The following is a 22461-nucleotide window of genomic DNA, read 5'->3' as shown; positions in this document are numbered from 1 at the left end:
CCATGAAGACACTCGACCGCAAGCTCTATCGCGACCTGTGGCGCCTCAAGGGCCAGGCGCTGGCCATTGCGCTGGTCATCGCCAGCGGGGTCATGACCCTCATTCTGGCCGTGACCACCCTGGAGTCGCTGACCGGCGCGCGCGACCGCTTCTACACCAGTCACCACTTTGCCGAGCTGTTCGTCGACCTGAAACGCGCTCCGCTCGGCCTGCAGGCACAGCTGCAACAGCTGGACGGGGTCAACCTGATCGAACCCCGAGTACGCGCCTCGGTGCGCCTGGCGGTGCCCGGCTACGGCGATCCCGTGCGCGGCCAGTTGCTGTCGCTGCCCGACGGACGCCAGCCGCTGCTCAACCATCTGCATCTCAAGGCCGGCAGCCTGCCGGAAGCCGGCCGCGACGACCAGGCGGTGGTCTCGGATGCCTTTGCCGAGGCCCACGGCCTGGTTCCGGGGGATCGACTGGAAGCGATCGTCAATGGACGCCATACCGAGCTGACGATTTCCGGCATCGGCCTGAGCCCCGAGTATCTCTATCAGGTGGCCCCCACCGACATGATGCCGGACTACCGCCGCTATGCCGTGCTGTGGATGAACCAGCGCGCCCTGGCCCAGGCCTACGGCATGGAGGGCGCCTTCAACAGCCTGACCCTCACGCTGCAGGCCGGCGCCAGCGAGGAGGAGGTGATCGATGCACTGGATCTGGCCCTGGCCCGTTATGGCGCCATCGGCGCCCAGACCCGCCATGACCAGCAGTCCCACCGCTTCATCGAGGAGGAACTCAACCAGCAGCGCATCACCGCCACCGTGCTGCCGGCGATCTTTCTGACGGTGTCTGCCTTTCTGCTCAACGTGGTGATGGGGCGCATCATCCAGACCCAGCGCGAGCAGCTGGCCGTGCTCAAGGCCTTCGGCTATCGCGACACCGAGCTGGCCCGCCACTACGGCCTGCTGGCAGGGGCCATCGTGCTGCTCGGCTGGGCCGTCGGGGTAGTGCTGGGGGGCTGGGCGGCCAGCGGCCTGGCGGGCATCTATCGCGAGTACTTCCGCTTTCCCGAGATGCAGTTCGGCGTGCCGTTCTGGGCGCTGGCGCTGTCGCTGCTGGTGACCCTGCTCGCCGCCCTGGCCGGCACCTGGCACGCGGTATGGCAAGCCGTCGGTTGCCCGCCGGCCGAAGCGATGCGTCCGCCGGCGCCGCACCGTTTTCGCCGCAGCTGGCTCGAAAAGCTGGTGCCAGCATCACTGCTGGGCAACGAAGGACGCATCGTGCTGCGCAATCTCGCCCGTCATCCGGCCAAGGCCGCCTTTTCGGTGGTGGGGATCGCCCTCTCGGCGGGGCTGCTGGTGATCGGCGCCTATCAGCTGGCTGCGGTCGACAAGATGATCGACCAGCAGTACCGGCAGGTGCTGCAGATGGACATGGAGCTGACCTTCAACGAGCCGACACCGGCCCGTGCCGCCGGCGAGCTGCGTCACCTGCCCGGCGTGCTGGCAGTGGAGAGCTGGCGGCGGGTGCCGGTGACCCTGATCCATGGCCATCGTCACTATCGCACCAGCCTGCTGGGCATGGCGCAGGAACCTGGGATGCGTCAGGTACTCGATGGGCAGGACCGCCCGCAGCGCTTGCCGGAATCGGGGGTCATGCTGACGCGCCACCTGGCGAAACAGCTCGGCGTGCAGGTGGGCGATACCCTGGAGGTGGCGGTGATGGAAGGCCGTCGGCAGCGTTTGTCACTGCCCCTGACGGCGCTGGTGGACGAGCCGCTGGGTGTCGGCGCCTACTTGCAGCTGGGCGCGCTCAACGCGCTGATGCACGAGGGTCCCGCCATCAGCGGCGTGTGGCTGCTGGTGGATCGCGAGCGCACGGCCGAGCTGCATGCCGCGCTATGGGAGCTGCCAGGCGTGGCCTCCATCGGTCTGCTGACCGAGGCCGAGCAAGGCATTCGCGACTACATGGACGAGACGCTGCTGATGGTGGCGGTGATCTTCGTCGGCATCGCCTCCTCCATCGCCTTCGGCGTGATCTACAACAATGCCCGCATCGCCTTCGCCGAGCGCGCGAGGGAGCTCGCCACGCTGCAGGTACTCGGCTACACGCGCGCGGAGGTCGCCAGGATCCTGCTCGGCGAGATCGCCCTGCTCACCCTGGCGGCGATTCCTCTGGGCTGGGCCATCGGCGTCTTTTTCAGCCACCTGCTGAACCGGGCCTTTACGCACGATCTGTTCCGCATACCGCTGGTTTTCACGCCGCACACCTTCGGTTTCGCCGCGGCAGGCGTCCTGGTCGCGTCGCTGCTGGTCGCCGCGCTCGTCTTTCGTCGCCTGGGTCGCCTGGACAAGATTCGCGTGCTCAAGGCCGTCGAGTAGCGGTCGAAGGACGTCTTCATAGAGGGGGGATGGGTATGACTCAACGCCGCACATGGATCCGTTATCTGCTGTGGATCCTGCTGGGTGCCGGTTTGCTCGGCATATTGGCCTGGACGCTGCGCCCCACCCCCGTGCCGGTCAACACGGCGCGAGTCACGTTGGGCCCCTTCGTCGACTCGGTGGTCGAGGAGGGACGAACCCAGCTGCGTGAAACCTGGAACGTCTCGGCCCCCATCGCCGGTTACCTGCAGCGCGTCGACCTGGAGGTGGGCGACCGTGTCGAAGAAGGCGACACGCTGTTCCGGCTCGAGCCGAGTCCAGCACCGGCACTGGACGTACGCACGCGGCAGCAGGCCGAGGACAACCTGCAAGCCGCCCAGGCCCGTCTCCAGGCCGCCCAGGCCAACCTGGAAACGGCTCGCGCCGACCGCCGTTTCGCCGAGGCCGAGTATCAGCGTTACCGGCAGTTGCACCAGCGCAACCTGATCTCCACGGCCGAATTGGAGCTGCGCCAGAATCAACGCGACCGGCTTCGCGCGCTGGAAAATTCCGCGGCCTCCGGCGTCGAGGTGGCACGTTTCGAGGTGGAGAGTGCTCGGGCGCTGCTGGCCGTGGCCATCGGCCAGCGCAGCGAGGCGGACCAGCCGGTGCTGCAGGTACGCGCGCCGGTTTCCGGCCTGGTGCTGACCCGCTACCGCTGCTGCGAGGGTAGCGTGAGCGCCGGCGAACCGATCCTCGAGCTCGGCCGCCTCGCCGACCTGGAGATTCAGGTCGACCTGCTCTCGATGGATGCCGTGAGGCTGCGCCTGGGGCTCGACGCCGTGATCACCGGCTGGGGCGGCGAGCCGCTCGCCGGCAGTGTCAGACGTATCGCGCCCGCCGGGTTCACGCGCACCTCGGCGCTGGGGGTGGACGAACAGCGCGTGCCGGTGATCGTCGACTTTTCCGGCGACCTCGACCGCAGCGAACTGGGCATCGGCAGCGGCTACCGGGTCGACGTCGAATTCGTGATCTGGGAGGCCGACGACGTCATGCAGGTGCCCACCAGCGCTCTGTTTCGTCACCAGGGTGAGTGGGCGGTGTTCGTCATCGAAGAGGGACGCGCCACGCTGCGCAGCGTGGAGACGGGTCGCCGTCAGGGCCTGGTTTCCCAGATCGTTGCCGGGCTCGAGGAAGGCGAGCTTGTGATCACGCATCCGGGCGACCGGGTAAGCGAAGGCATCCGCGTCGCAGCGGATGAGTGAGATCGAACGCAACTCTGGGTATTATCGTCGTCAGGGCGCCTTGCCATGCCCGTGACGAACGCCATCTCCAGGAGCTGCCATGATCGCCCCCTCTTTTGCCGACCGCCCCGTACTGGTGCTCTACACCGGTGGTACTCTGGGCATGTTGCCCAGCGCCGAGGGTCTGGTACCGGCTGGCGATATCGAAACCCGCCTGCGACACGCTCTCGACGCACTGCCACCGAGCCGCCGGAGCCAGCTGCCCGAGTTCGTGGTCCAAGCGGTGGCCACTCCCATCGATTCCAGTGCCGCCACGCCCCTCGACTGGCAGCGGCTGGCGGCTGCTATTGCCGATCGGCTAGGCCACCATGCCGGCATCGTGGTACTGCATGGCACCGACACCCTCACCTGGACTGCATCGAGCCTTGCCTTTCAATTGCAGGGCCTGGACCGACCGGTGGTGGTCACTGGCGCCATGCATCCTCTCGAAGCGGAAGGCAGTGACGCCCTGGCCAACATCGAACTGGCGCTGCGCTGCGCCGCCCGGCCCGAACTGCAGGAGGTCGCCGTGGCCTTCGCCGGACGCCTGCTGCGTGGGGTACGTTCGAGCAAGACCCACAGCGAGGACGACGACGCCTTTGCCAGCCCCAACTATCCGCCGCTGGGTGAGCAGGTCGGCGATGACGTGGTGCTTTACCCAGCGCGCTGCCTCGAAACCCAGCAGCGCGGTGCGCCGCGCTTCGAATTGCCGGACTATTCGCCGCTGGCCAAGGGGGGAGTGGCCCGTCTCGCTCTGTGGCCTGGCATTCAGGCATGGCAACTGGAAGCCTGGCTGGGCAACGACAGGGTTCAGGGCGCCCTGCTCGAAGTGTGGGGTGGCGGCAACATTCCACCGGACCCCGAATTGATCGGCGTACTGGCCAAGGCCAGCGGTGAAGGCAAGCTGCTCGCCGCGATCAGCCAGTGCCCCTGGGGCAGCATCGCACCCGGACGCTATGCCGCCGGTCAGGGGCTCATCGAGGCCGGCGTGCTCTCGGGCGACGACATGACCCCCGAAGCCGCCATCACCAAGCTCGTGCACCTGCTGGCCCTGCCACTGGATGCCGCCGAGCGTCGTCGACTGTTCCTCACTCCTCTCGTGGGTGAGCGCTGAGTCGTATGGGGGCGTTGAAAGTCTCGCCCCCCTGGGCTGGCTTTCCCTCACCGCCGGGCTACGTTGAGTGTAACCAAGTGAAGCGTCAGAGGAGTGATCATGGAACATCCCGTACACCCCTTCACCGAGCTCTTCGAGCAGCTCGGCCTTCCCGCCGATGAGGCCTCGATCCAGGCATTCATCGAGCGACATTCACCGCTGCCAGCGACGGTAGCGATCTATGAAGCGTCCTTCTGGAATCAGGCCCAGGCGGCCTTTCTCCATACCGCAATCGAAGAGGATGCCGACTGGGCCGAGGTGGTCGATCACCTCGACGCATCGTTGAGGAAGACTTAAGGGCTCAAACGCTCGTCCCATGCGCATTCTGCTAGGCTTGGCGCGAAAACAATTAGATCTTTCTTCAGGCGGGGAAAAGCATGCCGATCGATAGAGTATCGACAGCGGAAATTTCTGGCATTACAGAACCCGCCGAACTTGATATCCCGCCTTTGCCGGAGGCCCTGCGTTCGCGCCTGGCCGACTGCCGCGCACTGCCCAGCCTGCCGGCCGCAGCGGCTCGGGTCATCGCGATTGCACGCTCCTCGGACCCTCGCCTGGCCGACTATGCCCGTATCATCGAACAGGACCCCGCCCTTACCCTGCGGCTGCTGTCCATGGCCAACAGTGCCTTCTACTCGCGTGGCGGCAACCCGGTATCCAACTGTCTCGATGCCGTTTCGCGCATCGGCCTGGACGCCACCCTGTCGGTCGCCCTGAGTTTCGGTCTGCCCAAGCGCGGCAGCGACAGCGGGCTGGATCACGAATATCTATGCCAGCGTGCCATCATTGCCGCCACCGCCGTCCAGGAGCTGGCCCAGCACCTGTGCCCCCACGACGCGCCCCAGCTGTTCACCACGGCGCTGCTGCAGGATATCGGCATCCTCGCTTTCGCCGCTCTGGATGGCGAGGCCTACACCGCCCACATTCCAGATCTGCGCCAGCATCAGCGTCTGGCCGAGGTCGAGCTGGAGCGCTACGGCTGCGATCACGCTTTGGTCGGCGCCTGGCTTGCCGCCAGTTGGGGAGTGCCGAGCACGATTGCCAAAGGCATCATCGACAGCCATGGCCCGCTGGTCGATGGCGACGCACGTAAGCTCTGCCTGCGGCTCTCCTGCCGGATTGCCGACTGCTGGCTCGCCGCAGATTCCGCCTCTGCCTTCAGCGCCCTGTTGCGCCAGCTCGCCTCGCTCGCCTCGCTGGACATCGTCATGCTGATGACGGTGATGCAGGAGCTGCAGCACCGCCTGCCTTCACTGGCACGGCTGTTCGAGATCACCTGCCCCCCGGCAATCGACAGCACGCATCTGCTGGCCGAGGCCAAGGAGCTGCTGTTCGAGCAGAACCTGCGCATGACCATTCGCCTGGCCGAGCAGCAGCGGGAACTGGAGGCGCTACATGCCAGCCACGTCGTGCTGGACGAACAGCACCGCACCGACCACCTCACGCAGTTGGCCAATCGTCCATGGCTGGAGAAACGTCTCGAGCAACATTTCGAGCTGGCCAAGCATGCCAACCAGCCGCTCTCGGTGATGTTCATCGACCTGGACCACTTCAAGCGCATCAACGACCGCTTCGGGCATCGTTTCGGCGATGAAGTGCTGATCCATTTCGCCGCGGCGCTGAACAACATGGTCCGCGAGAGCGATGTCGCCGGGCGTTACGGCGGCGAGGAGTTTCTGGTCATCATGCCCAGTACGCGCCGTGAGCAGGCCGGGATACTGGCCGAGCGCATTCGCGAATACCTGGCCAGCCAGCCGCTGACCCAGGCCGACGGCGAGCCACTGCACGTCACCGCCTCGATCGGCATCGTCGATATGGAAGACGGCGAGTTCGAAAGTGCAGCCGCCCTCGTCGATGCCGCCGACCAGGCCATGTACGGGGTCAAGCACGACGGCCGTGACGGCGTGGGGCACTATGAAGAGCCGGAGCCCGACGCCTGAGCGGGCGGCACCCGACTGGCGCATTTCGATCTGTGCGATACGACACGGCTACGAAAAGGGCGGCCATCGGCCGCCCTTTTTCGTCTATGCGGTGAAGTCCCGCGACGCCTACCCGTGCAGGTCACGCATCAGCAGCGCGAACTCGATGCGCTCCGGGGCGATAGCCTCGCCCGGCACGGGAATGCGCACCACATGGCCTGAGCCGGGTGCTGCCTGGACCGATTCGCCGTGCTTGTTCTCGATGTGCTCGAGAACGAAGCGACGGTTACCGCCTGGCAGCATCAGCTCCATGCCATCGCCCACTTCGAAGCGGTTCTTGACCTCGACTTCCAGCATGCCGCGATCCGGGTCGTAACCGGTCACCTCGCCGACGAACTGCTGGTGCACCCCGACCGAATTGCCGCGCTCGTAGTTCTGGTACTCGTCGTGGACATGGCGGCGATAGAACCCTTCGGTGTAACCGCGGTTGGCCAGGTTGTCGAGCTCGTCCATCAGGCGCATGTCGAAGGGCCGGCCGGCCACGGCGTCGTCGATGGCACGACGATAGACCTGGGCGGTGCGCGCCACGTAGTAGTGCGACTTGGTACGCCCTTCGATCTTGAGCGAGGTGACGCCCATCTCGGTGAGCCTGGGCACGTGCTGCACCGCGCGCAGGTCCTTGGAGTTCATGATGTAGGTGCCGTGCTCGTCTTCGAAGATCGGCATCAGCTCGCCGGGGCGAGTGGCGTCTTCGATCAAGGCCGAGAGCTCGTCCTGTCCTTCCACACCGCCGGCCGTCGCCGTGCTGTAGTTCGCACTGCCGCTGCCCGACGCGATCAACCCGCCCTGGCCGGGCGTCCACACGCCGCTGGCCGCATGGGCCGCCGCGGAATTGGCCGGCACCAGATCGCCGGTCTCGTCCTGGGCCGCCGCCACGGTGTTGTACTTCCAGCGGCAGGCGTTGGTGCAGGTGCCCTGGTTGGGATCGCGATGATTGAAGTAACCGGAAAGCAGGCAGCGACCCGAATAGGCGATGCACAGCGCACCGTGGACGAAGGTCTCGATCTCCAGCTCCGGACACTCGGCACGGATCTCGGCGATCTCTTCCAATGAGAGTTCGCGCGACAGGATGATGCGGCTGACGCCCTGCTTGTACCAGAACTTGGCCGCCGCCCAGTTGACCACGTTGGACTGCACGGAGAGATGGATCACCTGCTCCGGCCAGCGCTCGCGGATCATCATGATCAGGCCCGGGTCGGACATGATCAGGGCGTCGGGGCCGGCTTCGATTACCGGCTCCATGTCGCGCAGGTAGGTCTTCAGCTTGCTGTTGTGCGGCGCGATGTTGGAGGCCACGTAGAACTGCTTGCCCCGATCGTGGGCATAGGCGATGCCCTTGTGCAGGTTCTCGACCTTGAAATCGTTGTTGCGCACGCGCAGGGAATACCGCGGCTGGCCAGCATAGACAGCATCGGCGCCATAGGCGAAGGCGTAGCGCATGTTCTTGAACGTCCCCGCCGGGGAGAGCAGTTCGGGAGCTTTCATTGGAGTCACCGTTTTCAGGACGATGCAGCACTGCGCCATTTCCGCTGTCGACAAAACGCTTTGCTGTCGGCGAAACGCAGGGCTGAGATAGAGGGGCAGGAAGTCTAGCAAGTGGGTGCGGCTCTGGCCAGCGTTCGCTCCAACCGGTAGACTGGGCCGCGCCGGACCGGATCCCGGTGCCCCGCCGCAGGCGGGGAGCGACAAATTCTCCGATACAGAGCCTTACCATGACCCAAGCGACCCCACGCGCCACCGTCGTGATCTACTCCGGCGGCATGGACTCCTATACCGTACTCCACCGTGCCCTGCGCGAAGGCCTGAACGTCACGGCCCTCTCCTTCGACTATGGCCAGCGCCACGCTCGCGAACTCGAGATTGCGGCACGCGTCTGTGCCGAGCTTGGCATGCCGCATCAGGTGGTCGACATTCGCGCCATTCACGGTCTGATCGACAACTCGGCGTTGACCGATGCCAGCCGCGACATGCCCGAGGGTGACTACGGCGAGGAGAATCTCGCCGCCACGGTGGTGCCCAACCGCAACATGATTTTGCTCTCGCTGGCCATCGCCAAGGCGGTCAACGTTGGCGCCGAGCGTGTCGACTATGGCGCCCACGGTGGCGATCACGTGCTCTATCCCGACTGTCGGCCCGCGTTCGTCGAAGCCATGAACGCGGTGGCCGCTATCGCCAATTTCTCGCCGGTCGAGATCCATGCGCCCTACCTGCGCGCCAGCAAGGCGGAGATCCTGGCCGACGGCTTGGCCATGGGCCTCGACTACGCCAAGACCTGGACCTGCTACCGCGGCGAAGCCCTGGCCTGCGGGCGCTGCGGCAGCTGCCGCGAACGTCTGGCGGCCTTTGCCGCCAATGGCCAGACGGACCCGCTCGAGTATGCTGTCGATGCGCCACGACCCGACCTTGCCAGGGGAGGCGTCTGATGTATCACGTCAAGGAGGCGTTCTATTCGCTGCAGGGGGAAGGCGCGCGGGCCGGACGTGCCAGCGTGTTCTGCCGCTTCAGCGGCTGCAACCTGTGGTCGGGGCGCGAGCAGGACCGGCCGAACGCGGCATGCCACTTCTGCGATACCGACTTCGTCGGCACCGACGGCCAGAACGGCGGACGCTTCGCCAGCGCCGAGGCCCTGGCCGACCATTTGGCGGCGCTCTGGCCCGACACAGCCGGCGTGGCGACCCCCTATGTGGTCTTCACCGGTGGTGAGCCGCTGCTGCAGCTCGATGCGGCCTTGATCGCCGCCATGCATGCCCGTGGCTTCGAGGTGGCGGTAGAGACCAACGGCACCCTGCCCGCCCCGGCCGGCATCGACTGGCTATGCGTGAGTCCCAAGGGCGCCACGCCCCTGGCGCTGACGGCGGGTGACGAACTCAAGCTGGTCTACCCCCAGGCGGAGGCACCGCCCGAACGTTTCGCCGAACTCGCTTTCAGTTACCACTTCCTGCAGCCCATGGACACCACGGTGCTGCCGGCCAACGATGAGCACGTGAGCGCCACCGTGGCCTACTGCCTGGCCCACCCGATGTGGCGCCTGTCGCTGCAGACACATAAGATCACGGGGATCGACTGATGACACTGTTCGTCAACCGCCTGACTCAAATCGACTCTTCGCTGTGGTGCCCGCAGCGGGGCCTGATCGGCGTCAGCTGGTTCGTCGACGCGGAGCTCGACGGCGAACTCGGCGAAGACGGCATGCTGTTCGATTTCGGCCTCGTCAAGCCGTGGATCAAGTCGCGCCTGGATGTCAGCGCAGATCATACGCTGCTGGTGCCGACCCGCGCCCCTGGCGTCGAGGTCAGTGAGTGCAGCGAAGGCATCTGCGTACGCGCCTCGCTGCCCTATGCCATGGAAGTTCGCGCACCGCGCCAGGCTTTCACCCTGCTACCATGGCAGCAGATCGAGCCCGAGCGGCTTGCCGATCACCTTGCCCATGAGCTGATGAAGCGTCCGCCGCCGCGGGTCAGCGCCATCCGCCTGCGTCTGCGCCCAGAGGTCATCGAGGGCGCCGCCTATACCTACAGCCATGGCCTCAGGCACCACGCCGGCAACTGCCAGCGCATCGCCCACGGCCATCGCTCACGCCTGCACATCTGGCAGCGCGGTCAGCGCTGTCCGGCACTGGAGGATCACTGGGCGGAGCGTCTGAACGACCGTTACCTGGTAGACCAAGCCGATATCGTCACTCACCCCGAGCCGGAACTGCGCCGCAGCCTGACCAGCCGCTACCGCGCCGAACAGGGCCGCTTTCAGCTGCGCCTGCCGCTGGAGCGCTGCCTCGTGCTCGACACCCCAACCACCATCGAGCACATTGCCGTGTGGCTGGCGCGCCAGATCGCCGCGGAAACGGGTAGCTCCACCCGGGTGCAGGCTTTCGAGGGAATCGACAAGGGTGCAATAGCCGAGGCCAAGCCGTGAGACAGAGGAGCGAGGCGTCGACGGCAAGGCGGGAATCGGGATGCCGCCCAGGCTGCGGTGCCTGCTGCATCGCGCCTTCGATCAGCTCGCCGATACCCGGCATGCCCCACGGCAAGCCGGCCCAGGTGCGCTGTATCCAGCTCGACGAGCGCAACCTGTGTCGCCTGTTCGACGACCCGCGCCGCCCCAAGGTGTGCGAGAGCTTCGCCTTCGACCGCGAGCTGTGCGGTGAAAGCCGCACTCAGGCGCTACAGCGCATCGCCCTGCTCGAGTGCGGCACCACCAACTAACCGTTACCTACTACCACCCGGTCCTTGGCTTCACTCACCTGCAGCAGTGGACGGTCGAGCAAGGTACGCCAGCGAATCAGTACCGGTGCATCGCTGTGGCTCACGCTGTCCAGGAGGGAGCGGAACTGCTCGCGCATTGGCTCGTCACGACAGTCGATGAGGGTCAGCCACGCCTCCAGCGCACACAGCTCCTGGTGGCAGTTCTCATGCTGGCGAGCGCACTCCAGCGCCTGGTCGACCAGCAGCTTCACTTCTTCCTTGGGGCGCCCCAGCCGATCGCGCACATGGGCGAGCTGAACCGCCAGCTCGGAGACGAACAGCGTGCTGCGCTCGCGGGCAATCATCAGGCACTGATCGAGATAATCCTCGGCGCGGCTGAGCTCGTCGAGAGCCAAGCAAGCATCGCTGTACCACAGATTGGGGCGATGGTAGCGGTCGCGCCCGGTGATTTCGCCCAGTTCCTCCTGCGCCAGCTCCATCATGGTCAGACCGTCACGATCGCCCGACAGCGCCCGGCGCCAGCCGAGGATGCCCTGGGCCGACACCTGCCACAGATGAAGATCGGGCGTCTCGGTCAGAGCGACGGCCTGCTCGGCGCGACGAGCCGCCAGATGCACGTGACCGAGCTGGCGATAGAGGGCGGCAGCAAACAGCAGCGCCATGGCCAGCGAGCCGGGGTGACCGATACGCTCGGCCAGGCGAATCGCCGACTCGACCTGCTGCTCGGCCCGCCGGTAGTCGCCGCGCAGGCAGATGGCCCAGCCCTGGAAACAGGCCGCCGCCACCTGGGGGTGTTCGGAGAACGGCAGCCATTCGATCATCATCGGCTGCTCGAGCGGGGCGATCTCGTCGAGATGTTCGAAGGCCTGACGAATGCGCCCGGCCCAGTATTCGCAGTTGGCCCGCGCGTAATCGGCCAGACGCTGATAGCGAGGATCTTCGAGCTTGCCGGCGATCGTCGCCAGGCTGGCGGCGAGGGAGAAAGCGTCGGCATGGGCGTGACGCTGGCTGCAGCCCACCCACAGGCCCCATTTGACCAGGAAGGCCTGCTCCAGGTCTTCGGCGTCCTCGGCGTGACAGCCCTCATGCTGTACCAGCAGCTCGCGGGCGCGGACGAAGCTTTCATGGGCGGTCGGCGAACCGTGGCCCTCCAGGGCAAAGGCGGCCTGACCCCGCACGGTCAACAGGCTGATCTCGCGCTCGGCCTGGTTCTCCACGTGACGCAGACTGGCCAGACCGAAGTCGGCCATCTTCAGCGCGGTGCGATTGGCGCTGACCTTGAGCGCTTCGCGCGCCGCCAGCTCGAAGTAGCGCGCACCGCGGGCATAGTGGCCGCTGCGGCGCAGGTGGGTGGCGAAGTCGCCCGGGTGGCGACCGATCCACATCGGGAAGCGCTCCTCGATGAGGCTGACAACCTGGCGGTGGATGCGCACCCGCACATCACGCGGGCAGGACAGGTAAGCGGCCTCCTGCAGCAGCTGATGGCTGAACTGATATTCCCGACCGCCACCCTCGCCGCCTGCCGGCTCGATGATCTCCAGACGGCGCATCTGCTCCAGCGCGCGATTGAGCTGGGTCATATCCCAGCCGCTGCATTCGGCGAGGAAATCGAGCCGGAAGCGACGCCCCAGCACCGCGGCGACATGCGCCACTTCGCGGTCGCCGTCGAGCTGGTCGATGCGTCCGGCGAGCAGACCCAGCAGGCCTCTGGGCAGCTCATCGAGATGCACCATGCGCCCCTCGCGCCGATCCATCTCCAGACGCCGGCAGATCTCCTGCATGTACAGCGGCACGCCGTCACAGCGCTCGATGATCTGTCCGCGCAGCCGTGGGCTGAGATGCAGCCGGTAACGTCGGGCCAGCTGCGACAGCAAGCGTGACGACTGCATGGCATCGAGATGCCCCAGGGTGATCTGCTGGTCCCAGTGCAGCCGGGTCGGCAGCGCCTCGCGGCCATGATGACTGGCCACCAGCAGGAAGGCGCAGTTGATCGGCAGGCGAGCCTGCAGCCCTGCCAGGACACGGAAGGAGGGCTCGTCGAGCCACTGCAGGTCGTCGACCATCAGCACCTGGGTGCGCTCGATGGCCTGCCGCTCGATGACGCGACACAGCAAAGCCACCACCAGGTCGGCCGCCTCGCCGCTCTTGGCCAGCTGCGCCACCTCGGGCGACTCGCGGACGCCCAGCGCCTCCTCGAGCAGACCCAACTGCTCCGCACTCAGCGACAGGTCGACCTGAGCGACCAGCGCCTCGAGTGACGGCTGGTCGAGCTTGCCTTCCAGATGCCAGCGCAACAGCGTGCGCGCCACTCCGTAGGGCTCCAGCACGGAAAGCCGTGTGGTGGGCTGCCAGCAGATGGCGGCGTCGCGGCTCAGCTCGAGCTGGCGGAAGCCGACCATCAGGGCCGACTTGCCCATGCCGGAGGCACCGCGTACAAGCACGCTCTGGCGCAGGCCGATGCCGGCCCGGGCCAGGGCATCGCGCAGCACCCGCAGCGACGACTCGCGCCCCACCAGGCTTGGCGGCATGGCATCGCGGCCGCCCTCGTTATGGCCCAGCACCAGCGCCCGCAGGCGCACCCGACCGTCGCTCGCCACCAGCCGCGAAGAGAGACGCGGCTGCAGGTCCAGCGCAGGCGGCATGTGCTGACTGGCCTCCTGGGAGATCACCAGTTCGCTGCCCTCGGCGGCGCTCATCAGTTCCAGCGAGCCCTGAGTCACCTGCCCCAGCGGATCGACCAACTGGCGTTCGGGCAGATAGACCACCCGCCCGCTGTTGAGGCCGGCGGCAAGTTCGATACGTGGGGGCTCGTCCTCACCGCTCCAGTGTCGGCTCACCTCGTCGGGCAGCACACGGCGGCAGTGTTCGTAGAGCGCCACCAGCTCGGCAAGCTGATGGGCCGGCCCATGGGTGCCGAAACAGGCCAGCCCCAACCCGCCAGTGGCACCGGGCAGCCAGAAACCGCCCAGGTGATGGCATTGCTGCTCCAGCCAACGCATCAGCTCGATCTGCAGCGCCAGGCAGGCGCGGGTCTCGTCACGGGCGGAAAACTCCCCCTTCACCCGCAGCCGAATGGCCATTACCGACAGCTGACGCTGTTCAATCTCGTCTTCACGCAGCGGAGAACTTCCGTGGGCCAGGGTGCGCGAGAAGGCCCCCTGGGGCGACAGGCTCTTGAGATCGGGAGCTCCGTCCGACCAGTAGCGCGCCAGCTGCAGGAAATTGGGTTCGGGTTGTTGCCCGGAGAGCGCCAGCAGCTGCAGGTAGGCGTTGTACTGCTCATGGGCAGCGGCCAGTTGGCCCTGCTCGGCAAGCTGGCGTACCAGCCGCTCGTGGAACGGGCCATAGCCGGAAAAACGGCTGACGAGGGTCTGCAGCAGGGTGTCGGGCACGTCATCGTGGCGCTCGAGCACGCCTTCGGCGAAACGAATCACACGCTGGCGCCACTCGTTGCGCAACTGCACCAGCCAGCGCTGGAATTCGGTACAGGCCGGCAGCTGCAGCTCCTCCACCAGATCGCCGCGGTAGCGCCGCAGCAGATACTGAAGCGTCTCCACGTCCTGCTCGCCTTCCAGCAGTTGCTGCAGCTCATGCAGGTCGAAGCGCCAGCTGTCCGGCCGTCGGAAGGCGATGGTCTGGCGTGACACGACCAGCACGCGCTCCGCTTCCTCGCCCAGAGATTGCCGCAGGCAGTGGAGGGCGTGACGCAGGTTGGTACGACCGGACGAGAGCCCCTGGTCGGGCCACAGCAGTTCGGCCAGGCTGGCCCGGTTGACCGGTTGGTGGTGTAGCAGAAGATAGACCAGCAGCGCCTTGACCTTGTCGTAGCTGAACTGGGTCAGTACGTCATCACCCAGTGCCAGCGAGAACTGGCCGAACAACGCCAGCTGCTCACACTCACTGTTCTGCACGATATCTGAAGCGTCCTGCATGACGGAACCCTGCATGGCAAAGTGGCGGCGTCAGGCCGGCACGCCACTATGGAAACGAAACGCCGTGTCCGGCGTGACTATTAGTTGTGCTTCGCATTCGGCAAAGAAATCCACCCGCTTGTCAATGGGATCTTTCGCAAGATGCCGGGCCAGCATCAGGTAATCCTCGAAATGCCGGCCCTCTGACTTGACCAGCGAGCGATAGAATCGGGCCAGTTCGGGATCGAGGTGGGGTATCAGCCTGGCGAAGCGTTCGCAGCTTCGCGCCTCGATGAATGCCCCGATGATGAGGATATCGACAAGTCTCTCCGGTTCTTGAGGGCGAACGTGGCTGCGTAGCGCTTCGGCATAGCGTGATGCACTCAAATGGCGGTATTCGATGCCGCGCGCTTCCATCAGTTTGACCACCTGCTCGAAGTGCAGCAGCTCCTCGCGGGCGAGCTGCGACATCTTGGACAGCAGCAGGGGTTGGTCGACATAGCGATAGAGCAGGCTCATCGCCGTGGAAGCGGCCTTCTTCTCGCACTGGGCGTGGTCGATGAGCAGCAGATCGGGGTTCTTCAGCGCCCACTCGACCCACGCATCGGGCGTGGGGCAGGCGAGAAAGGCGAGCAGGCTCGGCGGCAGCTCGACGTCATGGGGCGCTTCGAGAGTCTCGGACATGGTTCAGGCTCGGTACTCCTGGTCGTGCGAATCATGGGGAAGCGGCGAGGATCTGCTCGAGGCCTCACGCTCGCCGGCAGCCTCGAGCAAGCGCTCGCCCAGGCGGGCATAGAGCTCCGCCGCACTGAGTCCGGCGACACACTCCAGAGGCTTCAGGCCATAGCGCGACAGGTCGCGGATACGATCGCGGCCGACCCGCAACAGTTCCACCGCCCGCGACAAGGGCGGCTGCTCCGGGCGAAAGCGAATGCGGTAGCGGCGCAGCTGCGCCTCCAGCATGGCCTCGTCGTCGACCTGCAGAAAGCGCCCGGCCACTCGCTCACGCAGGCTATCCAGTTGCGCCATGCGCAGGCTGCGCTGCTCGGCTGTGAGGGCCATCCATTCGCCGATCTCGCTATCCGTTCGCTGGCAACCGCGACATATCGGGTCGCCCAGCGTCGTCGAACAGAGCCCCACACAAGGCGAGGCGATACGCGCGCACATCACCGCTCTCCCTTCATATAACGGCCCCATGGTAACGCGACCCGCCGCGAGTGGCACGTTGTAGTTCGACAACATCGCGGCGACCAAAGTCTAGCGCCCGGCCCGGCGGGCCAACTTAACATTGTCGACAGTTTCCCGTAGAATCGCGGCACCCAGTGACTACGGTTGTTTCCCCGCCAAGGCAGGCACTTCGTCGAGGATCATCGACGTATCGCCCTGCCTTGGGCAACACACCAGATGAGGGCCCCAACGTGCTTGAAGCCTATCGCCAACATGTCGAAGAACGCGCCGCCGAGGGCGTCCCGCCGAAGCCCCTGAATGCCGAACAGGCTGCCGCGCTGGTCGAGCTGCTGAAGAGCCCACCTGCTGGCGAAGAGGAGTTCGTCCTCGACCTGCTTACCAATCGCATTCCGCCGGGCGTCGACGAGGCCGCCTACGTCAAGGCCGGCTTCCTGACCGCCATCACCAAGGGCGAGGCGCAGTCTCCGCTGGTCGACAAGGTTCACGCCGTCAAGCTGCTGGGCACCATGCAGGGCGGCTACAACATCGCCACCCTGGTCGAGCTGCTGGACGACAGCGAGCTGGCCAAGGAAGCCGGCGAACAGCTCAAGCACACCCTGCTGATGTTCGATGCCTTCCACGATGTGGAAGAGCGCGCCAAGGCCGGCAATGCAGTCGCCAAGGACGTCATGCAGTCCTGGGCCGAGGCCGAATGGTTCCTGTCCAAGCCGGCGCTGGCCGAGAAGATCACCCTGACCGTGTTCAAGGTGCCGGGCGAGACCAACACCGACGACCTCTCCCCCGCTCCGGACGCCTGGTCGCGCCCCGACATCCCGCTGCACGCCAACGCCATGCTCAAGAACGAGCGCGAAGGCATCGTGCCTGAAGTGCCCGGCACCACCGGCCCGCTCAAGCAGATCGAGGAAGTGAAGGCCAAGGGCTTCCCGGTTGCCTACGTGGGCGACGTGGTCGGCACCGGCTCCTCGCGCAAGTCGGCCACCAACTCCGTGCTGTGGTTCTTCGGCGACGACATCCCCAATGTGCCCAACAAGCGCGCCGGCGGTTTCTGCTTCGGCGGCAAGATCGCCCCGATCTTCTTCAACACCATGGAAGACGCCGGTGCCCTGCCGGTCGAGATGGACGTCTCCAAGCTCGAGATGGGCGACGTGATCGACGTCTACCCCTACGAAGGCAAGGTGTGCAAGCACGGCACCGACGAAGTGGTCTCCACCTTCGAGCTCAAGACCCAGGTAATTCTCGACGAAGTGCGCGCCGGCGGCCGCATCCCGCTGATCATCGGCCGCGGTCTGACCGGCAAGGCACGCGAGTCGCTGGGTCTGCCCCAGTCGGACGTGTTCCGCCTGCCCGAGCAGCCCAAGGACACCGGCAAGGGCTTCACCCTGGCGCAGAAGATGGTCGGCAAGGCCTGCGGCATGGCGGGCGTGCGCCCGGGCATGTACTGCGAGCCGAAGATGACCACCGTGGGCTCCCAGGACACCACCGGCCCGATGACCCGCGACGAGCTCAAGGACCTCGCCTGTCTCGGCTTCCAGGCCGATCTGGTGATGCAGTCGTTCTGCCACACCGCGGCCTACCCGAAGCCGGTCGACGTGGAAACCCACCACACCCTGCCCGACTTCATCATGAACCGCGGCGGTGTTTCCCTGCGTCCGGGTGACGGCATCATCCACAGCTGGCTCAACCGCATGCTGCTGCCCGACACCGTGGGCACCGGCGGTGATTCCCACACCCGCTTCCCGCTGGGCATCTCGTTCCCGGCCGGCTCGGGCCTCGTGGCCTTCGCTGCCGCCACCGGCGTGATGCCGCTGGACATGCCGGAATCGGTGCTGGTGCGCTTCAAGGGCAAGCGTCAGCCGGGCGTCACCCTGCGTGACCTGGTCCACGCCATCCCCTACTACGCCATCAAGCAGGGGCTGCTGACCGTGGCCAAGGCGGGCAAGAAGAACGCCTTCTCCGGCCGCGTACTGGAAATCGAAGGCCTCGAGGACCTCACCGTCGAGCAGGCCTTCGAACTCTCCGACGCCTCCGCCGAGCGCAGCGCAGCCGGCTGTACCATCACCCTGGGTGAAGAGAGCGTCAGCGAGTACCTGAAGTCCAACATCACCCTGCTCAAGTGGATGATCGCCAATGGCTACGGTGACGAGCGCACCATCAGCCGTCGCATCCTGGCCATGGAAGAGTGGCTGGCCAACCCGAGCCTGATGCGCGCCGACAAGGACGCCGAATACGCCGAGATCATCGAGATCGACCTGGCCGAGCTCAAGGAGCCTGTACTCTGCGCGCCGAACGATCCGGACGACGCGCGCCTGCTCTCCGAAGTGGCCGGCGAGAAGATCGACGAGGTCTTCATCGGCTCGTGCATGACCAACATCGGTCACTTCCGCGCCGCGGGCAAGCTGCTCGAGAAGCAGCCGGCCGGCAGCCTGAAGACCCGCCTGTGGCTGGCACCGCCGACCAAGATGGACCAGCATCAGCTGACCGAAGAGGGCTACTACGGCATCTACGGTCGTGCAGGTGCGCGCATGGAGATGCCGGGATGCTCGCTGTGCATGGGCAACCAGGCCCGCGTTGCCGCCAAGAGCACCGTGGTCTCGACCTCCACCCGCAACTTCCCCAACCGTCTGGGCGACGGCGCCAACGTCTATCTGGCGTCAGCGGAGCTGGCGGCAGTGGCCGCGGTGGAAGGTCGCCTGCCGACCGTCGAAGAGTACCAGCGCTACATGGGTGAATTCGACGCCATGGCCAGCGAGATCTATCGTTACATGAACTTCCATGAGATCGAGGAGTATCAGAACGCCGCTTCCAACGTGATTCCGGTCGCTCAGGAAGCCTGATACCCTTAGGTTCTGATAGAATCAAGTTCGACTCCGATGCTCGCAACATCGATGGCATCAGAAAACGGATGCCGGAGCCGATGAACGAAGCGCCCTCTCACGAGGGCGCTTTTTTATTGGCCGCTGCATGAAGCTCGACCGGCCGCGCCTCGCAACGTTTCTTTACCCTCGCCGCCTTGAGAGACGCGTTAGGCATGTCTAGTGTTAATAGGTCTATGTGCGGATCTGTCGGCCAGGAAGCCGGCTCTCGCATGAAGAACGAGGGATGGAAGGAACGAGGGACGGACACCACAAGGGACATTCAAGGAGTCAGAACATGTCGAATAGAACACTCCTCTGCCTATCATTCACGGCTGCCACGCTGGTTTTCGCCAACGGAGCTCAGGCGCAGACCCACTACGAGCCGCATCAGCAGTATGCCTACCTCGGGCTGGGCACCGGTTTCAGCTCACTGGAAAACGACCGCGACGAAGTCGACAACTTCATCGAAAGCGGTGGCCGCAACTTCAGCATCGACGACGACGACAACGTATGGAAGGTCTTCGCCGGCTATCAGTTCAACCGCTACCTGGCGGTCGAGGCCTTCTACGCCGATCTGGGCCGCGTGCGCTTGCGCGGCACCGATGGCGCCAGCACCGATCTGGAATCCACGGCCTATGGCGCCAGCGTGGTAGGCCAACTCCCCATCACCGACTGGTTCACCCCTTTCGCCAAGATCGGTGCCGCCAGTTGGGAAACCGAGGTGCGTGGCAACCTGGGCGATGCCGAGCTCAACCTGCAGGACAACGACGGCTTCGACCCGGTCTACGGTCTGGGCGCTCAGTTCAACTTCAACCCCGTTTTGATCCGCGCCGAGTACGAGCGCTACGACCTCGACAGCGACTACACCATCGATACCTTCACCGCTTCGGTGGGGTGGCGCTTCTAGACCTCTGCCCCATATGCCTGGCCCAGTACGCCTGGCCCAAGACGACTCGTGTATCGACGCCGGACTCTTCCGGCGTCGGCCGTCTTGCGACGAATCGATGAAGGCCGGGCAACAGGCGTTATGGCATCATCCCGTGACACATCCCCAGGCAAGGAGCCCTCGATGAGCGCCATCATCACGCCCGATATCTGCGATGCCCACCCGGAAGTCCAGGTCCTCGATCCCATCTTCGTCAGCTACGGTGGCCGCGAAGCCTTCTGTGGTCCGATTCGTACGGTCAAATGCTTCGAAGACAACTCGCTGGTCAAGCAGGCAGTGAGCGAACCCGGCGAGGGCGCCGTGCTGGTGGTGGATGCCGGCGGCTCGCACCGTTGCGCCATGCTGGGCGACATGCTGGCCGAACAGGCCGTGGACAACGGCTGGTCCGGTGTCGTGATGTACGGCTGCGTACGCGATGTCGACGTGCTCGCCGAGACGGATCTGGGCGTGCACGCCCTGGGCGCTCATCCGCGCAAGAGCGAGAAGCGCGGTGAGGGCAGCCGCGACGTAGCAGTGACTTTTGCCGGCGTCACTCTGCGCCCGGGCCAGTGGCTGTACGCCGACAACAACGGCATCGTGGTCGCCGAGGAGCGGCTACCGCTGGAGAGCTGAGTCTCTCGTCGTGGCACAGGGCCTTGCTCTGCCGGCAACCTCGATGCCACGCTATGGACATGAGTCTTGAGCGGAAGCAGGAGAGCGGATGAAGTCACTCGGCGTGGATGTGCTGCGCAGCCTGCGAGAGCACCTGCGACCGCTGGTGGCGTATCACCTCTTCTTTACCCTGCTGGCTTCTAGCCTGCTGCTGCCGACGGTAGCATGGACGCTGACGAGCCTGCTCGGTCACTTCGATCGACCGGTGATCACCAACGCCGGGCTGCTGGACCTGTTGCTCAGCCCGACTGGCATGCTCTGGCTACTGGCTGCCATCGGTCTGACCTTCCTGATTCTGTACCTGCAGCAGGCCGGCATGATCCTGGTGGCGGTCAAGCGCCGCGACAACCACTTCCGACTCGCCTTCATTGCGCTTTGGCAGACGCTGCGTCGTGTGCCCACTCTCGCCGGCCTGGTGGTGCTTCAGGTAGGCGCCCATCTGCTGCTGCTGCTGCCCGTGGTTCTGCTGCTGGGCTGGCTCTATGACATCGTCATAGGGGGCCTCGACCCCTATTACGTGCTGCGCATGCGCCCCCCGGCCTACTGGACGTATCTCAGCGTAGCGGTTCCGTTAGGGGTCGGCTGGGCGCTGATCGCCGCATCGCTCTATGTGCGCTGGATACTCGCGCTACCGGTGGCCACGCTGGAAGGCCTCTCCCCGCTGGCGGCACTCAGGCGCAGCCGCGATCTGACCCGGGGCCACCGTGCCGAGGTCGCCTTTGTCGTCATAGCCGTACTGCTCATCATCGTGGCCCTGCCCTTCGTCGCCACTGCCCTCTTCGACCGGGTCTTCACCCCGATGCTGTGGTGGCTGCCCGAACGCAACGCGGTGCTCATCCCCGCCATGCTGACGTACGTGACCGGCTACGTGCTGGTGACGCTGGCGATTACCTTTCTCGGTATCGCCGCCAATGCGCTGCTGTCGGCCTGCCTCTACCTGCGCCTCGCGCATCGCGAGCCGCGCCCCGCACCACCTCCGCCCGATGCCCATCCCGGCCGCCTGGCCTGGAGCGTGGAAGCGGCCGTACTGGTATTCGCCCTGTTCCAAGCCTGGTGGATCGTCAACAGCTTCGAACTGCGTGACGAGGTCACCGTCATCGCCCACCGCGGCAGCTCCATGGCGGCCCCGGAAAACACCCTCGCCGCCATCGAACGCGCCGTGGAGGATCGCTCCCACTACGTGGAGATCGACGTAAGGCTCAGCGCCGACGGCGAGGTGGTGCTTTACCACGACCGCAGTCTGCAACGCCTCACCGGCGATCCGCGCAACGTACGCGACCTCACCCTCGAAGAGCTGCGCCAGTTCGACGTCGGCAGTTGGTTCGGCGACGCCTTCATCGGCGAGCGCATTCCTACCCTGGACGAGGCCTTCGCCGCAGTCCGCGGGCATAGCGCGCTGATGATCGACATGAAGCCCGACCCGGGTTTGGAAGAACCGCTGGTGGAAGCGGTGATCGCCTCGCTGCATCGGGAGAACGAGGCCCGGCGTGAGTGCCTGGCCCAAGCGAGCGCGGCCGATGCCGCCCGCTGCGGCACACCGAATGCCGCAGAGGATACGCGTCTAGCGGTGATGTCCAGCGGCGTGCTGGAGATGGTCAAGGAACGGGAACCGGAGCTGCGCGTGACGCTGCTGGCTCAGTTGGTGATGCCGGGAACGCTGGACCGGCGTAGCTTCGACGCCCTGGGCCTACGCCACAACAGGATCACACCCAACGAGATTCGCCTGGCGCGTGAGCTCGGCTACGAGGTGCATGCCTGGACGGTCAACGACCGGGCCAGAATGTCGCAGATGATCGATCTCGGGGTCGATGCCATCATCACCGACTACCCGGATCGACTCGTGGAGCTCATGGACGACCGACGTGAGCTCGGCGACGGCGCGATCCTGCTGGTCAAGCTGCGCAACTGGCTACGACGCTGAGGGGAGCGCCCGAGCGCCCCCCCACAC

At 65.7% G+C, this 22461-nt stretch carries 17 protein-coding genes; 13 read left to right on the top strand and 4 right to left on the bottom strand.

Annotated elements, in window-relative coordinates:
* Positions 1 to 2: 2 nt before the first annotated feature.
* The 5 genes from HOP53_RS03120 (at position 3) to HOP53_RS03100 (ending at position 6721) form a co-directional block, all read left to right on the top strand.
* Positions 3 to 2366, top strand: a complete 2364-nt coding sequence (locus HOP53_RS03120; RefSeq protein ID WP_234268639.1) for an ABC transporter permease — start codon at positions 3 to 5, stop codon at positions 2364 to 2366.
* Between the two features lie 35 nt (positions 2367 to 2401).
* Entirely contained in the window at positions 2402 to 3610 is a 1209-nt protein-coding gene (locus HOP53_RS03115) for an efflux RND transporter periplasmic adaptor subunit (protein ID WP_234268638.1), read from the top strand.
* A gap of 79 nt (positions 3611 to 3689) precedes the next feature.
* Positions 3690 to 4742: an asparaginase gene (locus HOP53_RS03110; protein ID WP_234268637.1), complete on the top strand. Its 1053-nt coding sequence runs from the start codon at positions 3690 to 3692 to the stop codon at positions 4740 to 4742.
* 99 nt (positions 4743 to 4841) lie between these two features.
* Positions 4842 to 5078: a DUF2789 domain-containing protein gene (locus HOP53_RS03105; RefSeq protein ID WP_234268636.1), complete on the top strand. Its 237-nt coding sequence runs from the start codon at positions 4842 to 4844 to the stop codon at positions 5076 to 5078.
* Between the two features lie 80 nt (positions 5079 to 5158).
* Entirely contained in the window at positions 5159 to 6721 is a 1563-nt protein-coding gene (locus HOP53_RS03100) for a sensor domain-containing diguanylate cyclase (protein ID WP_234268635.1), read from the top strand.
* 108 nt (positions 6722 to 6829) lie between these two features.
* Here HOP53_RS03100 and trhP read toward each other — a convergent pair whose 3' ends face one another.
* Positions 6830 to 8245, bottom strand: a complete 1416-nt coding sequence (trhP, locus tag HOP53_RS03095) for a prephenate-dependent tRNA uridine(34) hydroxylase TrhP (RefSeq protein WP_234268634.1) — start codon at positions 8243 to 8245, stop codon at positions 6830 to 6832.
* A gap of 227 nt (positions 8246 to 8472) precedes the next feature.
* Between trhP and queC the strand changes: the two genes are divergently transcribed.
* The 4 genes from queC to HOP53_RS03075 are packed head-to-tail and all read left to right on the top strand — an operon-like array spanning position 8473 to position 10962.
* The gene (queC, locus tag HOP53_RS03090; protein WP_234268633.1) at positions 8473 to 9183 is read left to right on the top strand and encodes a 7-cyano-7-deazaguanine synthase QueC; all 711 of its coding nucleotides are present in this window, start codon (positions 8473 to 8475) and stop codon (positions 9181 to 9183) included.
* Positions 9183 to 9827, top strand: a complete 645-nt coding sequence (queE, locus tag HOP53_RS03085) for a 7-carboxy-7-deazaguanine synthase (protein ID WP_234268632.1) — start codon at positions 9183 to 9185, stop codon at positions 9825 to 9827. The genes queC and queE overlap by 1 nt, the downstream gene beginning before the upstream one ends.
* Entirely contained in the window at positions 9827 to 10672 is an 846-nt protein-coding gene (locus HOP53_RS03080; protein WP_234268631.1) for a 6-carboxytetrahydropterin synthase, read from the top strand. Before queE ends, HOP53_RS03080 begins: the two co-directional genes overlap by 1 nt.
* A complete protein-coding gene (locus HOP53_RS03075; protein ID WP_234268630.1) occupies positions 10669 to 10962 on the top strand; it encodes a YkgJ family cysteine cluster protein in 294 nt (97 codons plus the stop codon). The genes HOP53_RS03080 and HOP53_RS03075 overlap by 4 nt, the downstream gene beginning before the upstream one ends.
* On the opposite strand, the gene HOP53_RS03070 is transcribed toward HOP53_RS03075, so the two are convergent.
* From HOP53_RS03070 to HOP53_RS03060, 3 genes are read right to left on the bottom strand one after another with little or no spacing between them, the layout of a single operon-like run.
* Entirely contained in the window at positions 10959 to 14894 is a 3936-nt protein-coding gene (locus HOP53_RS03070; protein WP_234268629.1) for an ATP-binding protein, read from the bottom strand. The genes HOP53_RS03075 and HOP53_RS03070 overlap by 4 nt on opposite strands.
* A 30-nt stretch (positions 14895 to 14924) precedes the next feature.
* Positions 14925 to 15557 (bottom strand): MiaE family protein, encoded by a 633-nt coding sequence (locus HOP53_RS03065; protein ID WP_234268628.1) that lies wholly within the window; start codon positions 15555 to 15557, stop codon positions 14925 to 14927.
* A gap of 3 nt (positions 15558 to 15560) precedes the next feature.
* On the bottom strand, positions 15561 to 16040 hold the full coding sequence (locus tag HOP53_RS03060) for a DUF1289 domain-containing protein (RefSeq protein ID WP_267955203.1): 480 nt from the start codon (positions 16038 to 16040) through the stop codon (positions 15561 to 15563).
* Between the two features lie 251 nt (positions 16041 to 16291).
* On the opposite strand from HOP53_RS03060, the gene acnB reads away from it, so the two are divergent.
* From acnB to HOP53_RS03035, 4 genes are all read left to right on the top strand, one after another.
* Complete coding sequence (gene acnB / locus HOP53_RS03050) at positions 16292 to 18895, top strand: bifunctional aconitate hydratase 2/2-methylisocitrate dehydratase (protein WP_234268627.1); 2604 nt, start codon at positions 16292 to 16294, stop codon at positions 18893 to 18895.
* Positions 18896 to 19211: 316 nt separating this feature from the next.
* Entirely contained in the window at positions 19212 to 19823 is a 612-nt protein-coding gene (locus HOP53_RS03045; RefSeq protein WP_234268626.1) for a porin family protein, read from the top strand.
* Between the two features lie 162 nt (positions 19824 to 19985).
* Positions 19986 to 20474 carry a ribonuclease E activity regulator RraA gene (gene rraA / locus HOP53_RS03040; protein ID WP_086509644.1) on the top strand — a complete coding sequence of 163 codons (489 nt, stop codon included), beginning with the start codon at positions 19986 to 19988 and terminating at the stop codon, positions 20472 to 20474.
* Positions 20475 to 20562: 88 nt separating this feature from the next.
* Positions 20563 to 22434: a glycerophosphodiester phosphodiesterase family protein gene (locus tag HOP53_RS03035; RefSeq protein WP_234268625.1), complete on the top strand. Its 1872-nt coding sequence runs from the start codon at positions 20563 to 20565 to the stop codon at positions 22432 to 22434.
* The last annotated feature ends 27 nt before the right edge of the window (positions 22435 to 22461 follow it).

Source organism: Billgrantia ethanolica (genome assembly GCF_021404305.1).
Taxonomy (GTDB): Bacteria; Pseudomonadota; Gammaproteobacteria; order Pseudomonadales; family Halomonadaceae; genus Halomonas; species Halomonas ethanolica.
Note: the sequence above shows the minus strand (reverse complement) of the source record. Positions and strands in the feature narration are given on the sequence as shown.

Coding starts and splice junctions, on each gene's coding strand:
- HOP53_RS03060 (WP_267955203.1), bottom strand. CDS start 16,040: ATGTGCGCGCGTATCGCCTCGCCTTGTGTGGGGCTCTGTTCGACGACG.
- trhP (WP_234268634.1), bottom strand. CDS start 8,245: ATGAAAGCTCCCGAACTGCTCTCCCCGGCGGGGACGTTCAAGAACATG.
- HOP53_RS03120 (WP_234268639.1), top strand. CDS start 3: ATGAAGACACTCGACCGCAAGCTCTATCGCGACCTGTGGCGCCTCAAG.
- HOP53_RS03045 (WP_234268626.1), top strand. CDS start 19,212: ATGTCGAATAGAACACTCCTCTGCCTATCATTCACGGCTGCCACGCTG.
- HOP53_RS03110 (WP_234268637.1), top strand. CDS start 3,690: ATGATCGCCCCCTCTTTTGCCGACCGCCCCGTACTGGTGCTCTACACC.
- HOP53_RS03100 (WP_234268635.1), top strand. CDS start 5,159: ATGCCGATCGATAGAGTATCGACAGCGGAAATTTCTGGCATTACAGAA.
- rraA (WP_086509644.1), top strand. CDS start 19,986: ATGAGCGCCATCATCACGCCCGATATCTGCGATGCCCACCCGGAAGTC.
- HOP53_RS03070 (WP_234268629.1), bottom strand. CDS start 14,894: ATGCAGGACGCTTCAGATATCGTGCAGAACAGTGAGTGTGAGCAGCTG.
- queE (WP_234268632.1), top strand. CDS start 9,183: ATGTATCACGTCAAGGAGGCGTTCTATTCGCTGCAGGGGGAAGGCGCG.
- HOP53_RS03080 (WP_234268631.1), top strand. CDS start 9,827: ATGACACTGTTCGTCAACCGCCTGACTCAAATCGACTCTTCGCTGTGG.
- queC (WP_234268633.1), top strand. CDS start 8,473: ATGACCCAAGCGACCCCACGCGCCACCGTCGTGATCTACTCCGGCGGC.
- HOP53_RS03065 (WP_234268628.1), bottom strand. CDS start 15,557: ATGTCCGAGACTCTCGAAGCGCCCCATGACGTCGAGCTGCCGCCGAGC.
- HOP53_RS03105 (WP_234268636.1), top strand. CDS start 4,842: ATGGAACATCCCGTACACCCCTTCACCGAGCTCTTCGAGCAGCTCGGC.
- HOP53_RS03115 (WP_234268638.1), top strand. CDS start 2,402: ATGACTCAACGCCGCACATGGATCCGTTATCTGCTGTGGATCCTGCTG.
- HOP53_RS03035 (WP_234268625.1), top strand. CDS start 20,563: ATGAAGTCACTCGGCGTGGATGTGCTGCGCAGCCTGCGAGAGCACCTG.